The sequence below is a fragment of the Paraburkholderia dipogonis genome, assembly GCF_042680985.1.
GTDB classification, from domain to species: Bacteria; Pseudomonadota; Gammaproteobacteria; order Burkholderiales; family Burkholderiaceae; genus Paraburkholderia; species Paraburkholderia phytofirmans.
The window spans coordinates 289,622-308,426 of sequence record NZ_JBHUFR010000006.1; the positions used below are offsets into that span (position 1 = coordinate 289,622).

17 protein-coding genes are annotated in these 18,805 nt (G+C 63.1%); 11 read left to right on the plus strand and 6 right to left on the minus strand.

Annotation, left to right across the window (positions count from 1 at the left end; all coding sequences use genetic code 11):
* Nucleotides 1-215: 215 nt before the first annotated feature.
* The 6 genes from ACFSNN_RS05975 to ggt all read left to right on the plus strand — a co-directional run bounded on the left by ACFSNN_RS05975 (nt 216) and on the right by ggt (nt 7,087).
* Nucleotides 216-917 (plus strand): CDP-alcohol phosphatidyltransferase family protein, encoded by a 702-nt coding sequence (locus tag ACFSNN_RS05975; protein WP_134460071.1) that lies wholly within the window; start codon nt 216-218, stop codon nt 915-917.
* On the plus strand, nt 914-1,726 hold the full coding sequence (locus ACFSNN_RS05980; RefSeq protein WP_134460068.1) for a HalD/BesD family halogenase: 813 nt from the start codon (nt 914-916) through the stop codon (nt 1,724-1,726). Before ACFSNN_RS05975 ends, ACFSNN_RS05980 begins: the two co-directional genes overlap by 4 nt.
* Nucleotides 1,723-2,742 (plus strand): lysylphosphatidylglycerol synthase domain-containing protein, encoded by a 1,020-nt coding sequence (locus ACFSNN_RS05985; protein WP_134460065.1) that lies wholly within the window; start codon nt 1,723-1,725, stop codon nt 2,740-2,742. Before ACFSNN_RS05980 ends, ACFSNN_RS05985 begins: the two co-directional genes overlap by 4 nt.
* A gap of 27 nt (nt 2,743-2,769) precedes the next feature.
* Complete coding sequence (locus ACFSNN_RS05990; protein WP_134460062.1) at nt 2,770-3,534, plus strand: phosphocholine cytidylyltransferase family protein; 765 nt, start codon at nt 2,770-2,772, stop codon at nt 3,532-3,534.
* A gap of 219 nt (nt 3,535-3,753) precedes the next feature.
* The gene (locus ACFSNN_RS05995) at nt 3,754-5,157 is read left to right on the plus strand and encodes an MFS transporter (protein WP_134460059.1); all 1,404 of its coding nucleotides are present in this window, start codon (nt 3,754-3,756) and stop codon (nt 5,155-5,157) included.
* A 196-nt stretch (nt 5,158-5,353) separates the two neighbouring features.
* Nucleotides 5,354-7,087, plus strand: a complete 1,734-nt coding sequence (gene ggt / locus ACFSNN_RS06000; RefSeq protein WP_134460056.1) for a gamma-glutamyltransferase — start codon at nt 5,354-5,356, stop codon at nt 7,085-7,087.
* Nucleotides 7,088-7,214: 127 nt separating this feature from the next.
* Here the strand turns inward: ggt and ACFSNN_RS06005 are convergent, their stop codons facing one another.
* On the minus strand, nt 7,215-8,252 hold the full coding sequence (locus ACFSNN_RS06005) for a S1C family serine protease (protein ID WP_134460053.1): 1,038 nt from the start codon (nt 8,250-8,252) through the stop codon (nt 7,215-7,217).
* Nucleotides 8,253-8,443: 191 nt separating this feature from the next.
* Here ACFSNN_RS06005 and ACFSNN_RS06010 point away from each other — a divergent pair, with 191 nt between their 5' ends.
* Nucleotides 8,444-8,842 (plus strand): VOC family protein, encoded by a 399-nt coding sequence (locus ACFSNN_RS06010; RefSeq protein WP_134460050.1) that lies wholly within the window; start codon nt 8,444-8,446, stop codon nt 8,840-8,842.
* Between the two features lie 156 nt (nt 8,843-8,998).
* On the plus strand, nt 8,999-9,925 hold the full coding sequence (gene ppk2 / locus ACFSNN_RS06015; RefSeq protein ID WP_134460047.1) for a polyphosphate kinase 2: 927 nt from the start codon (nt 8,999-9,001) through the stop codon (nt 9,923-9,925).
* Between the two features lie 109 nt (nt 9,926-10,034).
* Here ppk2 and ACFSNN_RS06020 read toward each other — a convergent pair whose 3' ends face one another.
* Complete coding sequence (locus tag ACFSNN_RS06020) at nt 10,035-11,621, minus strand: inorganic phosphate transporter (protein WP_134460044.1); 1,587 nt, start codon at nt 11,619-11,621, stop codon at nt 10,035-10,037.
* Nucleotides 11,622-11,827: 206 nt separating this feature from the next.
* Complete coding sequence (locus tag ACFSNN_RS06025) at nt 11,828-12,421, minus strand: short chain dehydrogenase (RefSeq protein ID WP_134460041.1); 594 nt, start codon at nt 12,419-12,421, stop codon at nt 11,828-11,830.
* A 268-nt stretch (nt 12,422-12,689) separates the two neighbouring features.
* Between ACFSNN_RS06025 and ACFSNN_RS06030 the strand changes: the two genes are divergently transcribed.
* On the plus strand, nt 12,690-13,571 hold the full coding sequence (locus ACFSNN_RS06030; RefSeq protein WP_134460038.1) for a CHAD domain-containing protein: 882 nt from the start codon (nt 12,690-12,692) through the stop codon (nt 13,569-13,571).
* Between the two features lie 175 nt (nt 13,572-13,746).
* Here ACFSNN_RS06030 and ACFSNN_RS06035 read toward each other — a convergent pair whose 3' ends face one another.
* Entirely contained in the window at nt 13,747-14,784 is a 1,038-nt protein-coding gene (locus ACFSNN_RS06035; RefSeq protein WP_134460035.1) for a VTT domain-containing protein, read from the minus strand.
* A 295-nt stretch (nt 14,785-15,079) separates the two neighbouring features.
* On the opposite strand from ACFSNN_RS06035, the gene ACFSNN_RS06040 reads away from it, so the two are divergent.
* Entirely contained in the window at nt 15,080-15,985 is a 906-nt protein-coding gene (locus ACFSNN_RS06040) for a DMT family transporter (protein WP_134460032.1), read from the plus strand.
* Between the two features lie 33 nt (nt 15,986-16,018).
* On the opposite strand, the gene folE is transcribed toward ACFSNN_RS06040, so the two are convergent.
* Nucleotides 16,019-16,657, minus strand: a complete 639-nt coding sequence (gene folE, locus ACFSNN_RS06045) for a GTP cyclohydrolase I FolE (RefSeq protein ID WP_134460029.1) — start codon at nt 16,655-16,657, stop codon at nt 16,019-16,021.
* A gap of 123 nt (nt 16,658-16,780) precedes the next feature.
* Entirely contained in the window at nt 16,781-17,710 is a 930-nt protein-coding gene (locus ACFSNN_RS06050; RefSeq protein WP_134460026.1) for a LysR family transcriptional regulator, read from the minus strand.
* Nucleotides 17,711-18,090: 380 nt separating this feature from the next.
* Between ACFSNN_RS06050 and ACFSNN_RS06055 the strand changes: the two genes are divergently transcribed.
* A complete protein-coding gene (locus ACFSNN_RS06055; RefSeq protein WP_134460023.1) occupies nt 18,091-18,798 on the plus strand; it encodes a 3-oxoacid CoA-transferase subunit A in 708 nt (235 codons plus the stop codon).
* The last annotated feature ends 7 nt before the right edge of the window (nt 18,799-18,805 follow it).

Here is an 18,805-nt window from a genome sequence, read left to right on the forward strand (position 1 = left end):
GATGTAGTTTGTTCGCAACGGGCGGTGGCGTGAACTCGAGACCGGAACAGACGTTGCGCATCGAAGTCATGCCCTTGACAGACGCAACTGGTTTGTACTTTATCGCGATTCGGCCAATCTTGCTTCGCGGCCAGCACAGATCGGGAACCAGCAGCGCCCAAAGAAACGCGCGGGAAGAAAGCAATCTTTCGCGATCCCGTATATATTTCCGGGTTATGAATTCGCGACCCCAGACTCCAATTAACGTTCCGCCGCCCAGAACATGGGACGCGCGGCTCGCCCGCCGGCTTGTGACTCCGCTCGTGAACACGTGGGTCACCCCGAACCATCTGACCACACTGCGCCTTCTGATCGGGCTGGCAGGCGCGCTCTGCCTCGCTCACGGCGAATTCGCCTGGGCCAATGCCGGCGCCCTCCTGATCGTGCTGTCGAACTTCGTCGACCATACGGACGGTGAACTCGCGCGCATCGGCGGAAAGTCGAGCCGGATCGGTCATTTTTACGACCTCGCTTGCGACGCCCTCGTGACCGTCATGTTGTTCGTCGGCATGGGCGTGGGAGCGGGCGCCACGCACATCGCCGGCTTGAAGATCGCGCCGGGTGTGCTTGGCGCCGTGGCCGGCGTGGCGATCGCGCTGATTTTCTTCCTGCGCATGCGCATCGAGGAGATGGCCGGCAAGGCGGGCACGAAGCAGGCATCAGTCGGCGGTTTCGAAACGGAAGACGTCTTGTATCTGCTACCGATCGTCACGGTGACGAGCGTCGTCTTGCCCTTCGTGGTGGTTGCGTCGATCGGCGCGCCGCTCTTCGCTGTCTGGGTGGTGGTCGACTACTGGCGCGTTGCGCGCCGTGCCGCCAGCCCGGCGCCGGTTGCCGCCGGCACCTCCGAAACCCGTCAAATGTGGGCCAGCGAATGAGTACGCAGGCCGAAAACAACTTGATCGCGCGCGATGCAGTAGAGCACTCGCCGGCTGCATCGCCCGCACCGAATGCCGACCGCGCGGTTGCAAGTCGCACGCGCGGATTCGACAACCCGCGTCTGCGCAAGGACTTTGCTGAGCAGGGCGCGTTTCTTTATCTGGAAGACTTTCTCGCGCCCGAAGTCACGGCGCAGCTCGTTCACAGCGCGCGTTCGCTGCTCGACGAGGTGAACCGCAACTATTTGCCGGGCCACAAGCAGGGCGGCAGTGTGAGCCGTCATACGATCGATCGCCTGGCGCCGTTCATCGCCGAGCTGTACCGCTCGAAGGAATTGATCGGCTGGCTGGAGCAACTGAGCGGCGACAAACTGCAGCTTTCGCCCGCCGACGATCCGCATGCGTACGCGCTCTACTACTACACGCGGCCGGGCGACCACATCGGCTGGCACTACGATACTTCGTACTATGACGGCCGCCGTTATACGTTGCTGCTCGGCGTGATCGACGAATCGTCGTGCCGCCTCGACTACGAGCTCCATACGCGTAATCCGGATGTTGCGGATCAGCCGGGCTCGGTGCAGATTCCGCCGGGCGGTCTGGTGTTTTTCGACGGCGACAAGCTGCGCCATCGCATCACGCCCGCCGGCGCGAACGAAATGCGCGTGTCGCTCACTTTCGAATACGTCACTGACCCGAACATGCGGCCGTGGCGTCGCTTCATCTCGAACATGAAGGACGCGATTGCGTACTTCGGCTTCCGCCAGGTTTTTCGCCAGATGACCCGCCGCGGGAAGGATCACGCATGAGCCGCGCGGCCCTGATTCTGCTGTCGATCGGGACGGCGCTGTTTGTCGGCCTGCTCGCCTGGCAGGGTTTCGGCTCGGTCGCCTCGACGCTGCTCACGGCAGGCTGGGGACTCGCGCTCGTCGCGGCGTTTCACCTCGTGCCTGTGCTGCTCGATGCCGGCGCGATCTCGGTGTTGTTCCATCCTCGGCGTGACGGCATCCATCACGATCTGACGTGGCGCGACGCGCTGTTCGCGCGCTGGATCGGCGAATCGGTGAATAGCCTGTTGCCGGCCGGCCAGATCGGCGGCCCGGTGGTCATGGTGCGGCAACTGTCCCAGCGAGGCATGCGCATGCGCGATGCGGCCGCTGCGATCACGGTGAGCACCACCGCGCAGGCGCTCGCGCAAATCGTCTTCGCGCTGGGCGGCCTGCTGCTGTTCGGCGCTTACGCCGCGCACGGCGCGCTGCACGATCTGCAAACCGCCACTCTGATCGCGACCGGCGTGCTGGGCGCGATGATTGTCGGGTTCTACTACGCGCAACGGCGCGGTCTGTTCGGCCGCCTGCTCGGCGTGGTCTCCAAGGTTTTCGGTAAGCGCGACTGGTCTTCGCTGATGACGCGCGCCGAAGCCGTCGACGCCGCCGTGCAGGCGATGTACCGCGAACGCGGCCGCGTGGCGGCAAGCTTCGCGATGAGCCTGCTAGGCTGGATCGTCGGCACGGTGGAAGTGTGGCTCGCGCTGCGCTTTCTCGGACATCCCGTCGACTGGGTCGACGCGTTGTTGCTCGAAAGCCTGGGCCAGGCCATTCGCGGCGCGGCATTCATGATTCCCGGTTCACTCGGCGTGCAGGAAGGCGGCTATCTGCTGCTCGCGCCGCTGGTCGGTTTGCCGCCGGACGCGGCCCTGGCGTTGTCGCTCGCCAAGCGCGCCCGCGAAATCCTGCTAGGCTTGCCCGGTCTGCTGGTTTTGCACTTCAGCGAACGAAGCTGGCAACGGCGCCGCGCTCTCGGGCGCGTGCCGGTTGTCGATTAAACTCCGCATTTTTTTAAAGGACCGCGCATGCGTGCCATCATTCTCGCTGCGGGCCTCGGCCTGCGTCTCCAGCAACCGCCGGAAGCTCAGTTCCCGAAGTGTCTGTTGCAATTCGACGGCATGAGCCTGCTCGAACGGCATCTGCAAATGCTCGAAACCGCCGGCGTGACTGAAGTCGTGCTGGCACTCGGCTTTCAGCCGGAATCGGTGCAGGCGGAACTGGAGCGCATCAACTGGCCGCATCAGGTGGAAACGGTGTTGAACACGCGTTACGACCTGGGCAGCGTGCTGACGGTGCACACGGTGGCCGAGGCGCTAACGCGCGGCGGCGACGTGCTGTTGATGGACGCCGATGTGCTCTACGACGAGCGCATCCTGGCTGCTTTGGTGGAGGGCGAGACGGTCAACCGCCTGTTGATTGACCGTGATTTCGAAGCCGGCGACGAACCCGTCAAGCTGTGTCTGAAAGACGGCGTGCCGGTCGAGTTGCGTAAGCAGCTCGCCGTGAATCTCGAGTACGACACCATCGGCGAATCGGTCGGGTTCTTCCGCTTCCGCCAGGAGACCGCGCAACGCTTTGCGCAGATCGTGGCCGGCTATGTGGACAGCGGCCGCGCCAACCTGCCGCATGAAGAAGCGGTGCGTGATCTGCTGCTGGAACGTAGCCAGGTGTTCGATACCGCCGACGTGACCGGCGCACCGTGGATCGAGATCGACTTCCCGAACGACGTGGCTCGCGCAAGCACCGAGATTCTGCCGCAGTTGCAGCCACTGGTCAGCGCATCGCGCTAAGTCATTCGTCAGCCTGTTCGTTGACGTATTGAGAAGGTCGAGCCGGCTGAATGCCGGCTCGACCTTTTTGCGTTTACGGCTCGCTCATCGCAGTGAGCGCTGCCTGGTTGCACGCTCAACCATCGAGCACGAAAAGACCTCGCGCAACAACATCGGTTGGCGATGCGATGCCATAATCGACGCTTTACGCCGACGGCCTCGCAACCCGTCGCCATGCCAATGCCTCTCGCTTTAGGCACTTTCATTGTTCCGCTGATCGTCGCGTGTGCGATGTTCATGGAAAACGTGGACGGCACGGTCATCGTGACTTCGCTGCCGGTTCTGGCGCGCGATCTCGGTCAGGATCCCATCACCCTCAAGCTTGCCGTGACGGCGTATGTCATCGGCCTCGGCGTCTTCATTCCAATCTGCGGCTGGGTTGCCGACCGCTTCGGTTCGCGCACGGTGTTTCGCGCGGCCATCGGCGTGTTCATGGCAGGCTCGCTGATGTGCGCGGCTTCCACATCGCTCGGCACGTTCGTGGTTGCGCGCTTCGTGCAAGGCATTGGCGGCGCGATGATGGTGCCGGTGGGCCGCATCATCATTTTCCGTTCGGTGCCGAAGTCGGACTTCATTCGCGCGGTCAACTATCTGACGGTGCCGGCTCTGCTCGGACCGGTGGTCGGGCCGCCGCTGGGCGGTTTCATCACCACTTATCTGCATTGGCGTCTGATCTTTTTCATCAACATTCCAATTGGCCTGCTGGGCATCTGGCTCGCGAACAAACACATCGCCAACGTGCGCGAAGCGCATCCGGGCCGGCTCGACTGGACCGGTTTCTTTTTGTCCGCGAGCGGGGCGTCGCTGTTCATGCTGGGGCTTTCGCTGGTGGGCGGCGAGTTGGTCTCGAACACGGTGTCGGTCGGCATGTGCATGATCGGCGTGGTGTTGCTGACGCTGTATGTGCTGTACGCGAGCCGCGTCGAATTGCCTGTGCTCGATCTGCGCTTGCTGCGCATCCCGAGTTTTCACGCGAGCGTGGTGGGCGGCTCGCTGTTTCGCATCGGCCTTGGGGCGGTGCCGTTTCTGTTGCCGCTTGCCTTGCAGGAAGGCCTGGGTATGACGGCCTTCAAGTCGGGGTCGATTACCTGTGCGTCCGCGTTCGGCTCGATCTTCATGAAGGCGGCCGCGTCGCGCATTCTGGAGCGCTTTGGTTTTCGCACCGTGCTGATGTTCAACGCGGTCTGCGCGGGCCTCGCCATCGCGGTCTACGGTCTGTTCTTTCCCGGCACGCCGCATTGGCTGATCTGGTGTGTCGTGCTGTTCGGCGGCTTCTTTCCGTCGCTGCAGTTCACGTCGTTGAACACACTGGCATACGCCGATATTCCGAGCCGCGACGTGGGCCGCGCGACGAGCGTCGCAAGCGTGATCCAGCAGATTTCGTTGGGCCTCGGTGTGACGATCGCGGGTATCGTGCTGCAGATTTCGCATAACGTGCAGGGTCATTCGGCCATCGTGTTCTCCGATTTCTGGCCGGCTTTTCTCGTGGTCGGTCTGTTCTCCTTCATGTCGATTCCGATCACCGCTCGCCTGCCGCACGGTGCCGGCGACGAGATTGCGCGCGGCAGTCGCGGCAACGCGTAAGCGCAACGCCCGGTGGCATCGAGCGGCGCGGCATGCGGCTTGCTGAGCGCTTCTGTCTTGGGTTTTCTGACAGATGCTTTTGTGTGCCGCACCATGGGCCCTACGATATATAGCGGCTTCGCAAGTGATCGGTTCGCATGTTATAAACCCAAGGCATCTGTAATCGTCGGATGAAAGTCGTCTTGGGGGATAGGCAATGAAGTTGTTCCGCAACGTTAAATCGTCGGCCAGCGGATTCGCGCTGGTCGCACTCGTTTCTGTTTCCACCGGCTTTCTCGAAGCCACGCCGGCAATTGCAAAGCCGCCCGCGAAAGCTCAACCGGCTGTCCTCACTGCCTCCGCGATCGCGGTCGCGGACAAGTTCAGTGCCGACGCCGCCGAGCAGATCTTCAAGGAAGGCGGCAACGCCGTCGACGCAGCCGTGGCAATTGCCTTCACGCTTGCCGTGACTTATCCGGAAGCAGGCAACATCGGCGGCGGCGGTTTCATGACGCTCTATGTCGACGGCAAGCCGTACTTCCTCGACTACCGCGAGCGCGCTCCGCTGGCCGCAACGAGGAACATGTATCTCGACGACAAGGGCGAGGTCATCAAAGGCATGAGCCTGTTCGGTTACCGTGCAGTGGGCGTGCCGGGCACCGTGGACGGCATGTGGCAGGCGCAGCGCCGCTTCGGCAAGCTCAAGTGGAAGCAGGTGCTCGCACCGGCCATCCACTACGCGCGCGATGGTTTCGAGGTCAGCCAACAGTTGCAGGAACGCCGCGACGAAGCCGCGAAAGACTTCGCCGGCAAGACCAACTTCGATACCTACTTCGGCAATCTGAAGCAGGGCGTCAACTTCAAGCAACCGGATCTGGCCGCCGTGTTGCAGCGCATTTCGGATCAGGGCGCCAAAGACTTCTATCAGGGCAAGACGGCCGATCTGATCGCGGCATCCATGCGCGGTCACGGCCTGATCACCAAGGCCGATCTGCAACAGTACAAAGCAGTGTGGCGTGAGCCGATCCAGGCCGACTGGAACGGCTATCGCGTCTACACGGCGCCGCCTCCCAGTTCTGGCGGTATCGGTCTCGTGCAGTTGCTCAAAATGAAGGCCGACATTGCTCCCGACTTTAAAGACGTCGCGCTCAATTCCGCGCAATACGTGCATCTGATCGCGGAAATCGAAAAGCGTGTGTTCGCCGACCGCGCGCAATACCTCGGCGATCCTGACTTCTATAAGGTACCGGTCGCGCAATTGACCGACGACGCGTATATCGCCAAGCGCGCCGGCGAAGTAAATCCCAACGCACCTTCGGACACGAAGAGCATTCAGGCCGGCCTCGGCACGTCGATGCCGGAGAAAGCGGAAACCACGCACTTCTCCGTGATCGACAAGTGGGGTAACGCCGTCTCGAACACGTACACCATCAACGGCTATTTCGGTTCGGGCGTGGTGGCGGATCGCACGGGCATCGTGCTGAACGACGAGATGGACGACTTCTCCGCGAAGCCGGGCGTCGCGAATATGTTCGGCGTGGTGGGCAGCGACGCGAACGCGATCGAGCCGAAGAAGCGGCCGCTCTCCTCCATGAGCCCGACGATCCTGACGAAAGACGGCAAAGTATCGCTCGTGATCGGCACGCCGGGTGGCTCACGCATCTTCACGTCGATCTTCCAGGTGATCAACAACGTCTACGACTACAACATGCCGCTGCAGCAGGCTGTTGCCGCGATGCGTTTCCATCATCAACTGTTGCCGCCTAACACGATCTTCTGGGAGCCGTACAAGCCGATCGACGGTGAACTCGCCAAGCAGATCGAAGCCAAGGGCTACACGCTGAAGGGACAGGATTTCAGCGGCGATATCCAGGCGATCAAGATCGACGGCAATACGCCGGAAGCCGCGGCCGATCCGCGCGGCCGTGGTGTGACGCGCGTGATCCAGTAAGCGTCTTACGGCCGGCCATCGGGCAGTGCATCTCGTGATGAGATGCGCCGCCTCCTGACAAAAAGCCTCGCGTTCGTTCGAACGCGAGGCTTTTTTGTGCTTCAGGAACATGCATGCCGGTGTCGTCTCAGCTAGCCTGCTCGACCGGCGTCAACGTCAATTCGAGCCGCTGCGCGCCGCGCAACACCGTCACATTGACCGGTCTGTCGATTCGCGATGCGTCGAGCGTGCGCTGCAAACTGTCCACGTCCTGCACGGCCTGCGTATCGATCGCGATGATCGTATCGTCGGTGCGCACACCGCCGAGCGCGGCCGGGCTGCCCTTGACGATCTCCATGACATGTACGCCGCTTTCCGAGCTCAAGCCGAAATAACGCTGCACACGGCGCGATAGCGGCCTCGTCGTGCCCGCCACGCCGATATAAGCGCGCCGCACGCGGCCATGCGCGAAGATCTGCATGATGACCCACTTGGCGGTGTCGATTGCCGTGGCAAAGCAAATGGCCTGCGCGCCGGGGATGATCGCGGTGTTCACGCCGATCACCTGGCCCGCCGAATTGATCAGCGGACCACCCGAATTGCCCGGATTGAGCGCGGCGTCGGTCTGGATCACGTCGTAGATCATTCGGCCCGAATTCGAGCGCAGCGAGCGGCCGAGCGCCGACACCACACCGGTCGTGACCGTTTGCGCGAGGCCGAGCGGGTTGCCGACCGCAATCGCGATCTGCCCGACACGCAGTTTCGACGATTCGCCGAGTTCGACATGCGGCAGCGCCTCCGGCGAGCCGATCCGCAGAACGGCCAGATCGCTGCCGGGATCGTCGCCCACCAGATCGGCGTCGAATTTCGCGCCGTCGGCGAGCGTCACGGTAATGTGGGTAGCGCCGTGCACGACGTGACTATTGGTGAGCAGATAGCCGTCGGGCGTGAACAGAAAGCCCGAGCCGGTGCCGCCGCGCGAACCGCGGCCGGACGGCTCGCCGGGCAGGCGCCGTTCGACGGCAATGAACGCGACTGCTTGCTGAACGCGTTCCAGCGCGCCGATTACGGTGCGGGAATAGGCGTCGAGCAGGGCGTCGTCGGAAAAAGGATTGAGTGTCTCGGGCCCGGGGGCGTCGGATGCGGCGCGCGACAGGTCATCGACGAAGCGTGGGCGGCTTCCCATGGCGATGCTCCGGATAAACGGAATGCGAGATGCGGGGCGTCGCGAAGGTTTTCAAGTGGCCGCGAGGCGCGCCGCGGCGGCGGGCGCTGTGAGACACTTTCTGAAGCCAGCAAGCCAGAGCAGACGCCACAGCTACGGCACGCACCGTGCTGCGCACACAACACGTCCGCCATGCCAAGGAGAGCGCCGCCATGAACCCAGCCGCCACATCCGCCACGCCGGGCGGGCCGACGGAACCGCAAATCGAATCGATCAGCGCCATCACGCTTGCCACCCGCGACATGCCACGCGCCGTGCTGTTTTACGAAGCGCTCGGCTTTCCGATGAAATTCGGCGGTCCGCAGGAGGCTTTTACATCGTTTGCGTTCGGCGGCTCGTATCTGAATCTGATCGTCGATACGCGCGCGCCGGTCGCCTGGTGGGGCCGCGTGATCATCTATGTCTCCGACGTCGACGCGCTCTATCGCAAAGCGCTGGCAGCGGGGCTAAAACCGTCGCTGGAACCGTCCGACGCGCCGTGGGACGAGCGCTATTTCCACATCACCGATCCGGACGGCCACGAACTCAGCTTCGCGAAACCGTTGCGCTAGCGCCGGGCGGCCGGGCGAAACTCGCTATCATGGGCGTCGACAAGGCGCTAAGCCGCAGTGGTAACACGGCTGACACCTGACCCTTCGATAATCGAACGCGTCCGCGTCGCGTTTGCCGCCGCGCGCCCAACCATTTCCGTTGCCAGGAGAGCCGCAATGAAAGAGCAGGATCCGAGACCCGAGGCTGAATTAATGGCAGAACGGCAGCGCCGTTTCGAAGAGGACCTGATCGACGCCTACGACGAGGAACTCGAAATGGAGGTCGACGACCGCATCATCGACGGCGCGGAGGGCTTCACGCCCGAGCATCGCGAGGCGCGCAAGATGTACTTCCGCGAGCTGTTCCGGTTGCAGGGTGAACTCGTGAAACTGCAGGACTGGATCGTCCAGACCGGCCATCGCCTCGTGGTGATTTTCGAGGGGCGCGATGCGGCCGGCAAGGGCGGCGCGATCAAACGCATCACGCAACGGCTCAATCCGCGCGTGTGCCGCGTGGCGGCGCTGCCGGCGCCGAACAACCGCGAACGCACGCAATGGTATTTCCAGCGCTACGTGTCGCATCTGCCGGCCGGCGGCGAAATGGTGCTGTTCGATCGCAGCTGGTACAACCGCGCGGGCGTCGAGCGCGTGATGAATTTTTGCAGCGACGAAGAGTACGAAGAGTTCTTCCGTTCGGTGCCGGAATTCGAAAAGATGCTGGCGCGCAGCGGCGTGCAGATTCTCAAATACTGGTTTTCGATTACCGACGAAGAGCAGGAGATCCGCTTTCAGAACCGTATTCACGACCCGCTGAAGCAGTGGAAACTGAGTCCCATGGACCTTGAAAGCCGCCGCCGCTGGGAAGCCTATACGCAGGCCAAGGAAGTGATGCTGCAGCGCTCGCATATTCCCGAAGCGCCGTGGTGGGTCGTGCAGGCGGTCGACAAGAAGCGCGCGCGCCTGAACTGCATCAATCATTTGTTGAGCCAGGTGCCGTATCACGAGATCGAGCATTCGCAGATCGAATTGCCCTCGCGCGTCTATCACGACGAGTACAGCCGTCAGCCTGTGCCGGCCTCGATGATCGTGCCTGAGGTGTACTGATCGGCGAGAAAGTGCGGGGTGGTGAAATGAAAAAAGCGCGGCTCGTTCCGCGCTTTTTTCATGCTTTTTCAAAGCGGCGGCCAGTTGAGGAACCGGCCGCCGCACAGGTTTAAAACACCGTCCGGAACACCCAGTACAAGCCGCCTGCCAGCGCGATCGAAACGGGCAACGTCAGCACCCAGGCAAGGATCAGGCTGCGCACCGTGCCCCATTGCAGGCCGGAACCGTTGGCCGCCATCGTGCCCGCCACGCCCGAGGACAGCACGTGCGTCGTGGAGACCGGCAGGCCGTACATGTCGGCGGCGCCGATCGTGAGCATCGCCACCAATTCAGCCGATGCACCCTGTCCGTATGTCAGATGCTGCTTGCCGATCTTCTCGCCGACCGTCACGACGATGCGCTTCCAGCCCACCATCGTGCCGAGACCGAGCGCGATCGCCACCGCGACCTTGACCCACGTCGGAATGAATTTGGTGGCGTGATCGGTTTGCGTCTTGAAGTTGCCGATCGTTTTGGCGTCTTCCGGCGAGAACGCCGGCTGCTTGTTCTTGGCCATCAGGCGAATCGCTTCGGAGGCCACGTACATGTTGTTGCGCACGTTATCGACGATGCCTTGCGGCACCGCGGCCATCGAGCCCGATGTGCCGACCTGGCCGGCAATGATGTCGGTCAGTTGCTGCAAGGCCGGCACGGTGGCGGGCGTCAACTGGTGCGTGCGCACATACGCTTCGACATCGGCACGCGGATTGGCCGAGGGCGTGGCGCCCTGGGTGTACTTGGCGAGCGTCGCGGAAGTTTCATGCGCGACGGCGAGGAAGGTTTGCGTTTCCGCCGGCGTGACCGCCTTGTTCAGCGCATAGGCCGTCGGCACCGTGCCGATCAGGATCAGCATGATGAGGCCCATGCCTTTCTGGCCGTCGTTCGAGCCGTGCGCGAACGAGACGCCAGTGCAGGTCAGGATCAGCAGGCAGCGGATCCAGAACGGCGGCGGCTCCTTGCCCTTTGGTTCGGCATACAGCGCGGGAATGCGCACCACGGCTTTCAGGATCAGCAACAGCAAACCTGCCGCGAGAAAACCGACCAGCGGCGAAAACAGCAACGATTTGCCCACGCCGAGCGCCTGATTCCAGTCCACGCCGCTCGTGCCGTCGGTGCCGTGCATCAACTGGTTCATCAGGCCGACGCCAATGATCGAGCCGATCAGCGTGTGCGAACTCGACGACGGCAGGCCGAACCACCACGTGCCGAGATTCCAGATGATCGCCGCGATCAGCAAGGCGAAGACCATCGCGAAACCGGCGCTGCTGCCCACCTGCAAGATCAGTTCGACGGGCAGCAGTTGCAGCACGCCGAAAGCGACCGCGCCGCTCGACGTCAACACGCCGAGAAAATTCCAGCTGCCGGACCACACCACCGCAAAGTTCGGTGCGAGCGAATGCGTGTAGATCACGGTCGCGACTGCATTGGCCGTATCGTGAAAGCCGTTGACGAACTCAAAGCCCAACGCGATCAACAATGCAATGCCGAGTAGCAGGTAAGGCAGAACCGAGCTTTCGCGAACGGGTTGCAGATCGTCCAATAAGTGCACAGCGCAGTACACCGCGCCCACCAGGATCACTGCGAGGAAGATGATGAGGCTGATGTTGCGCCCCTTTCCGGCAGCAGTGCCTGGCTGTGGATACGAAAGTTCCGGCATGACGTGAGCCCCAAAAGTTTGTCGCGAGTTTCCGATCCTGCGGGGCGTGTGTGTCGTAATGATGACAGTGGCGTGACGCGGCGGCGCGCCGTCGTGGCGCGCGAGAAGGCGCGCGGCCACTGGCGGCGCGTTGCTTCGGAGTACGGTTTACAGGTTGTCGGATACGGATGCTCAGATGTCCGAAAAGGACTGGCGCACGCGATCCGTCACGAGGCGGAGATCACCTCTCCGCTCGCGCTGCCACCGAGGCTGCGCTTGTAGGCCTGCGCGACCACGGCAACCGGCACGCCTTGCGACGGATCGCGGCCCATCAATTCGAGCGTCTCGGCGACCCAGCCCGGGCTGACTACGTTGACGCGGGCTTTGCCGCGCAGTTCGAGCGCCGCCGAGCGCGCGAACGCTTCCACGCCGGCATTGACGATGCTGACTGCGGCGCTGCCCTCCATCGGTTGCTGTGCGAGCGTGCCGCTCGTCAGCGTGAAGCACGCGCCTTGTGACACGTGTGCCGCGCCGCAGCGCACAAGATTGACCTGGCCCATCAATTTGTTGGCAAGACTGAACGAGAAATCGTCGTCGGAGAGCGAGGCGAGCGGGGCAAACTTCGCTGCGCCGGCGGTGCAGACGACCGCGTCGAGCGTGCCTGCTTGCTGGTACATCGATTCGATGCTGGCTTTGTTCGACAGATCCACGTGGAGATCGGAACCCTTGCGGCTCGCGGTGACGACGTCGTGCTCGGCGCCGAGCAGCTTGACCACCTCGCCGCCGATCAGACCTGTTGCACCGACAATCAGTATTCGCATACAAGCTCCTGAAAGCTGTTTGTGTTTTGCGCCGAATCGGATTGCGGCGCCGATGCGCGGTTAAGTGCTGTCGCGTCTGTTAAAGATAGTCGCTCCATGCACGCGATGTCGCTGAACGCCGAAAAAAGTAGCACGCTCGCCGCGAGGCGGGCGAAGCTTGCGTTAGATCATGCGTGCGGGCCGTTAAAGCGACGCAATGACCACGCGTCGATTTTGCTTGGGCGCTTTTTTTGCTAGTCTGTCCATAGGGTGTTCTCAAGGGGCTTCGATGAAGCGCGACAATCCCAACGGCGAAAAACGATCCGCCGACAGTGAACCGGCGCTCAAGGCGCACTCCGCACAAGAGGCTTTCTCGTCGTATGCGGCCCCTCTCGTCGATCACGCGATCGAATACGCCAACGCGGTGCGCGAAGACCCGTCGCCGGAAGCGCTGCACAAATTGCGCGTCTCGCTACGGCGTTTGCGCTCGTTGTGGTGGGCGTTCGAGCCGTTGCTCGAAAAAGGCGAGAACACCCGGCAACGTGCGCTATATAAATATCTAGCCACAGCCGCCGGCAAAACGCGCGACTGGGACATTCTGATCGAATTGCTAATACGCGACGATAACGGCGCGCGCAGCGGCACCGGCGAAATGGCGCCCAAACTGCAGGACGCTCGCGGCGCCGCGTTGACGACGAGCCGTGAAACGCTCTCGAACGCCGACGTTAAGCATCTGCTGCGCGAAGCTCTGTCCAGTGCGTCCAAAGAACTGAATACCGCGCATGAACGCATGCCGCTGCGGAAATTCGCTGAGCAACGCGTGGCCGCTTCCGAGCGTTCGCTTAAGAAGCGGATGAAACGCGCGCGCCGCGCGAAGCGCTCCAACTACGTCGCCTTTCACAACGTCAGGAAGGCGGGCAAGAAGCTGCGCTATCTGCTGGAGTTTTTCGGACCCATCCTGAGCGGCGGGCGCAAACGCACCCTCAAACGTTTGAAGCAGATCCAGAAACGTTTCGGTACGCTGAACGATGTGGTCGCAAGCGAAATGTTGCTGCGCGACAATGCGGACTTGCTGGCGGGCGCCGGCGATCCCGAAGCGGCGCTTCACTGGCTCGGCAAGGAGCGCAAACGCCGGATGCGTTCGGCGGCCGGACTGCTGCGCAAGCTGTGATTCGGCGTGCGTCTGTGTGGCGAAGCGGCGGACGGGCGTCGCGAATAACATCCGGATAACAGCATTGGCCGCGCGTTGGCGCAGGCGTGCTACGTGTGGGTCGTTGGCGCACGCAACGTCGAACGCTGCGACCTGTCGACGTAAGCGGTGCAGCCTGAACCGCGAGTAGCGCGGCTCAGGTGCCTTGCGTGCTGCGCGGCGCGAAGCCCCGCAACGTGATCGCCCCGCGCGCTTCGCCGTGCGATGCCGCTGCGCGGTTGCCGGTGCCCGGATCGTCGGTTAAAGCAAGGGGTTCGACGGGAAAGCCGCGCCGCTGCCAGGCATCGAGGCCGCCCCGTAGCGCGCGAATCCGCGTGTAGCCGTTGTAACGCATGCGTTGCGTGATTTCGACCGCGGTCGCGCTGTCCGGGCAAATGCAGTAGATCACCGTGTCGTGCGCCCGCAGTGCTCCTTCGATCTGCTCCGGCGAGTGCGGATCGAGCGCGAGCGCGCCGGGAATGCGGCACGGCGCTTCGTGCGAGGGCGCTTGCGGACGGGCATCGAGCACCTTGGGCGGCGGCGCGAGACGGAGCCAGCCGCCAGCGGCCTGTGCCGCCGCGGCTTCCCTGAAACGGCGGCGTTCGCGGCGTCGTTGCTGCAGACGAAAGACCAGATAGAGGAGCGCGCTGGCCAGCAAAATGTCGATGACAGTGCCGCCACGAGCTTTGACGAATTCGAGCAGCATATGCAGTTGCCGTTCCGCCGCGGCGCCGCCGAGCAGCCAGAAGGCCGCCCACGCGAGGGCGCCGGCAACATCCCAGGCGGCGTAGATGCGGGCGTCGACAGCGGTCGTGCCCATCAGCGGCGGCGTGATGAGCGCGAGTCCGGGGACAAACTTCGAGATCGATACGAGCGGCACGCCGAAGCGCTCGAACAGCGCGCGCGCCTTGTCCACTTTGGCATCGACAGCGGGGGACAGCCGGCCTAGCGCGGCGATCAGTTTGCGGCCATACAGGCGGCCAGCCGCGAACCATGCGCCGTCGCCCAGCAGCGCGCCGAGCACGGCGGCGCCGAGCACCGGCCAGAACGACAGCGTACCGGCGGCAATCGCGGAGCCCGCGAACAGCAGCACGGGCACTGCGGGAATCGGTACGCCGAGGCGCGTCAACAGGACGTTGAGGAATACGACCGCGCCACCCCAGGTCGACACCGCCGAAGACGGAAATTCTACCAATTGAGGAGCTCCTGTTTTTTCGGTTGAGCCGGCGTGCTTCGAGGGCTTTTCTTCAGGCGGTCGCAATGCGTGTACCCGAGCGGCCTGCTGGCTGGCTTTCATGCGAGCGGCGTTCCGTTCGCTCAGGATACTCGATGGATTCGGCGCCGGGCCAGCATTGACGGCGTCATCGTAAGCGGGCTGACCTGGTTCATTGACTCGCTTGTCGACTTGCGCAGGCGTTGCAATTTCGTTCAAGACCGCCGCTCGTCGTGCCTTTACTCTGCGTGCTCGATCCAATCAACAGGACAGCACCATGAACTCGCGGTATGCCGGATATCTGTATTGCGCGCTGGCGATGATCGGCGTCGGCAGCACGGTGGTCGTCAGCAAATCGATCGCGGCCGGACTGCCGCCGTTCAGCGCGACCGCGTTGCGCTTCGCGATTGCCTTTCCGCTGTTCGTGCTGGCGATGCGCTGGCGAGGCGTGCGCTGGCCGCGTCTGGACCGGCGCGATACGCTGCTCGTGATCGCCCAGGCGGGCGCGGGGAGCGTCGGCTACACCGTGCTGCTGATCAGCGGGATGAAACTCGCCTCGGCTGCCGATGCCGGCGTGATTGCCGGCACCTTGCCCGCCGTGTCGGCCGGCGTCGCCGTGCTGGCGCTCGGCGAGCGCCCCGCGCCCGCGTTGATCGGCGCGATCCTGCTGGCGACGGCGGGCGTGCTCGTGTGCACCGTGCATCCCGCTGAATTCGGCGCACCGCATGCGGCGAGTTCGCTGGCGGGCAACGCGCTGGTGTTCCTCGCAATCGTCTGCGAGGCGTTGTTCATTCTGCTTAATCGCAAGCTGCGCACGGCAGTGGCGCCGTTGCCGCTGTCGGCGTTGATGTGCGGCATCGGTTTCGCGGTGGCGCTCGTGCCGGCCTGCTTCGAAAAGCCGTGGGCCTTGCCGGTCGATGCGAGCGCGCTCGGCGGCGTGCTGTATTACGCGCTGGTGCCGACCGTGGTGGGCTTCGTGCTCTGGTATGCGGGCGCCGCTCGAATCAGCGGCGCGGAAGCGGGATTGATGACCGCGCTCGTGCCGGTGAGCGCGGTGGCGTTGGCCGCCATGGTGTTGGGCGAGCCGGTGAGCGCGGCGCAACTGGCCGGTGTCGCATGCGTGCTGGGCGCGGTGTTGCTGGCCACTTTCGGCCAACTGCGCATGAGGCGCGGCGCGGCATGAGGCAGGTATGCCGCGCTTGCGTTCAACCTGGGTCTAGGTGTTAGCGACCGCCACCACGCCCGGATTGCCGACGATCGACAGAAACTCGCGACGTGTCGACGGATCCGTGCGGAACGTGCCGAGCATGCGTGAGGTGACCATCGTCACGCCGGCCTTGTGCACGCCGCGCGTCGACATGCATTGGTGCGCGGCTTCGAGAATCACACCGACGCCTGCCGGTTGCAGCACTTCGTTCAAGGTGTCGGCGATCTGCACCGTCATCTTTTCCTGGATCTGCAGGCGTTTGGCGAACGCATCGACCAGACGCGCCAGCTTGGAGATGCCGACCACGCGATGTTCCGGCAGATACGCCACGTGCGCCCGTCCGATGATCGGCACCATGTGATGTTCGCAGTAGCTTTCGAAGCGGATGTCTTTCAGCACGATCATTTCGTCGTAGCCGTCTACTTCGGAGAAGGTGCGGGCGAGGATCTCGCGCGGGTCGACCTGATAGCCCGCGTAAAACTCCTCGTATGAGCGCACCACGCGCGCCGGTGTATCAATCAGGCCTTCACGCGCGGGATCGTCGCCGGCCCAACGCAGCAGCACGCGAACCGCTGCTTCAGCTTCCTCGCGGCTCGGGCGCTCCGTTGCGGTTATGGATTTGGTTTTCTTCGCCTTGCTGCTGGTCATCCGTCGCTCCTACGGGATCGCGCGTCGACGCTGTACGGAGCGCGCGGGTTCAATGAGTGCGGTCATTGTTCCATGTTTTGCAATGAGTCGTGCTGATGTCCCTTTGTGCTGTCGGGGCGCCGCTCATTTGGGCCATTCGTCCATCGCATCGTTGAACAGTTCGGCGACCACGCTACGCAGCCAGCCGCCGCGCGGATCGTTATGAAACTTGCGATGCCAGTGCTGGCGCAGATCGAAATGCGGCAACGGCAGCGGCGGCTCGACCAGCGTGATCGACGCATGCTCCGACACGTAGGCGAAGCCGATCGCATGCGGCACGGTCGCCAGCAGATCGGTGCGCGCGAGGATGAACGGCAGGCTCATGAAGTGAGGCGTTTCGAGCACGGCGCGGCGCTTGATGCGCTTCTTTTCCAGGTATTTCTCGAGGATTTCCTGACTGCGTCCTTCAGAGCGCACGACGGCGTGACCCGACGCCACATACTGAGCCAGCGTGAGCGGCGCCTTCGACAATGGATGTCCCGTGCGCATCAGGCAGATGAAACGATGGCTGAAGAGCCGTTGCTGGAAGAAGTTATTGCCCGCCAGGTCAGGGAAATAGCCGATCGCCAGATCGACGTCGCCCGATTCGAGCCCGCGTTCCACCTGCGACGGCGAGACCGTCACCGAGCGCAGATTCGCAAACGGCGCGCGTTCGGCGAACAGTTGCAGAAGCCGCGGCAGAAACACGATCTCGCCGACGTCGGAGAGCGCGATCGAGAATGTATGGGTGCTGGTGGCCGGATCGAATTCCTGCACGTCGAGCATGCCTTTCTCGATGCGCAGAAGCGCGTCGCGCGCGGCGGGCAGGATGGCGAGCGCGCGCGGAGTCGGCTCCATGCCCTTGGACGTGCGCACGAACAGCGGATCGTCGAAGTACTCCCGCAACTTGCCCAGCGCGGTACTTACGCGTGGCTGGCTGACGCCGAGCTGCTCGGCCGCGCGGCTGACATTGCGGGTGTCTTCCATCGCGACAAGGAAAGGAATCAGATTCAGATCCAGATTTGTTTCTGACATGCTCGACGACCGGCGGCGCGGATTGCTATTTGATATGTGGATAGAGGTTAGCCCATTAATCTCAGGCTTGGATAGTGCCATTGTCCGCTTCGGCCGGCCCACGGCAACAACGAACCGGCATCTCGTGCAGCGAAAACCTATGATTAAGGGGAATTCCCTGCCTTGACAACGTGCACGAAGGACTACGATAATCGCCTCAGCGTTCGCTAAACGAATCCATGTTCATGTAACGAACAAATTTGAAGCGAGCAAACCAACGGCGCCAGCCCGCATTGCACTCGGCGAGCCGCCGCCAGCATCGGCCGGAGACCGTCCCGCTCAAGCCCTGCCCGCACGGCAGCAAGTCTGACGGCACGCAGCGCCCTCAAAGGAAATTCGACATGATCAACAAGATTTTCGAGTCACTTCAATCGGCGGTCGCCGATGTCAACGACGGCGCGACCGTCATGATCGGCGGCTTCGGCACGGCCGGCATGCCGTCGGAGCTGATCGACGCGCTGATCGAACAGGGCGCGCGCGAGCTCACTATCGTCAACAACAATGCCGGTAACGGCGACATCGGCCTCGCTGCGCTGCTCAAAGCCAAGCGCGTGCGCAAGATCGTCTGCTCGTTTCCGCGCCAAAGCGATTCGTATGTGTTCGACGCGTTGTATCGCGCCGGCGAACTCGAACTCGAACTGGTGCCGCAGGGCAATCTGGCAGAGCGCATTCGCGCGGCGGGTGCGGGCATTGGCGGCTTCTTCACGCCGACCGGCTACGGCACCAAGCTCGCCGAAGGCAAGGAAACCCGTCTGATCGACGGCCGGCACTATGTGCTGGAAGCGCCGCTGCATGCGGACTTCGCGCTGATCAAGGCGTATAAGGGCGATCGCTGGGGCAATCTCACGTATCGCAAGACGGCTCGGAATTTTGGACCGATCATGGCCAGTGCGGCGAAAACCGCGATCGTGCAGGTATCGCAAGTCGTGCCGCTCGGCGAACTCGACCCGGAAAACATCGTGACGCCCGGCATTTTCGTGCAGCGCGTGATCGAAGTGCCGCAAGCGGCACACGCCCCGATGCCCAATCCTCACGACGCTGCCGCCTGATTCGGAG

Excerpts from the sequence above, each read along its gene's own strand:
- ACFSNN_RS05975 (WP_134460071.1), top strand. The coding sequence starts at position 216 with ATGAATTCGCGACCCCAGACTCCAATTAACGTTCCGCCGCCCAGAACA.
- ACFSNN_RS05980 (WP_134460068.1), top strand. The coding sequence starts at position 914 with ATGAGTACGCAGGCCGAAAACAACTTGATCGCGCGCGATGCAGTAGAG.
- ACFSNN_RS05985 (WP_134460065.1), top strand. The coding sequence starts at position 1,723 with ATGAGCCGCGCGGCCCTGATTCTGCTGTCGATCGGGACGGCGCTGTTT.
- ACFSNN_RS05990 (WP_134460062.1), top strand. The coding sequence starts at position 2,770 with ATGCGTGCCATCATTCTCGCTGCGGGCCTCGGCCTGCGTCTCCAGCAA.
- ACFSNN_RS05995 (WP_134460059.1), top strand. The coding sequence starts at position 3,754 with ATGCCTCTCGCTTTAGGCACTTTCATTGTTCCGCTGATCGTCGCGTGT.
- ggt (WP_134460056.1), top strand. The coding sequence starts at position 5,354 with ATGAAGTTGTTCCGCAACGTTAAATCGTCGGCCAGCGGATTCGCGCTG.
- ACFSNN_RS06005 (WP_134460053.1), bottom strand. The coding sequence starts at position 8,252 with ATGGGAAGCCGCCCACGCTTCGTCGATGACCTGTCGCGCGCCGCATCC.
- ACFSNN_RS06010 (WP_134460050.1), top strand. The coding sequence starts at position 8,444 with ATGAACCCAGCCGCCACATCCGCCACGCCGGGCGGGCCGACGGAACCG.
- ppk2 (WP_134460047.1), top strand. The coding sequence starts at position 8,999 with ATGAAAGAGCAGGATCCGAGACCCGAGGCTGAATTAATGGCAGAACGG.
- ACFSNN_RS06020 (WP_134460044.1), bottom strand. The coding sequence starts at position 11,621 with ATGCCGGAACTTTCGTATCCACAGCCAGGCACTGCTGCCGGAAAGGGG.
- ACFSNN_RS06025 (WP_134460041.1), bottom strand. The coding sequence starts at position 12,421 with ATGCGAATACTGATTGTCGGTGCAACAGGTCTGATCGGCGGCGAGGTG.
- ACFSNN_RS06030 (WP_134460038.1), top strand. The coding sequence starts at position 12,690 with ATGAAGCGCGACAATCCCAACGGCGAAAAACGATCCGCCGACAGTGAA.
- ACFSNN_RS06040 (WP_134460032.1), top strand. The coding sequence starts at position 15,080 with ATGAACTCGCGGTATGCCGGATATCTGTATTGCGCGCTGGCGATGATC.
- folE (WP_134460029.1), bottom strand. The coding sequence starts at position 16,657 with ATGACCAGCAGCAAGGCGAAGAAAACCAAATCCATAACCGCAACGGAG.
- ACFSNN_RS06050 (WP_134460026.1), bottom strand. The coding sequence starts at position 17,710 with ATGTCAGAAACAAATCTGGATCTGAATCTGATTCCTTTCCTTGTCGCG.
- ACFSNN_RS06055 (WP_134460023.1), top strand. The coding sequence starts at position 18,091 with ATGATCAACAAGATTTTCGAGTCACTTCAATCGGCGGTCGCCGATGTC.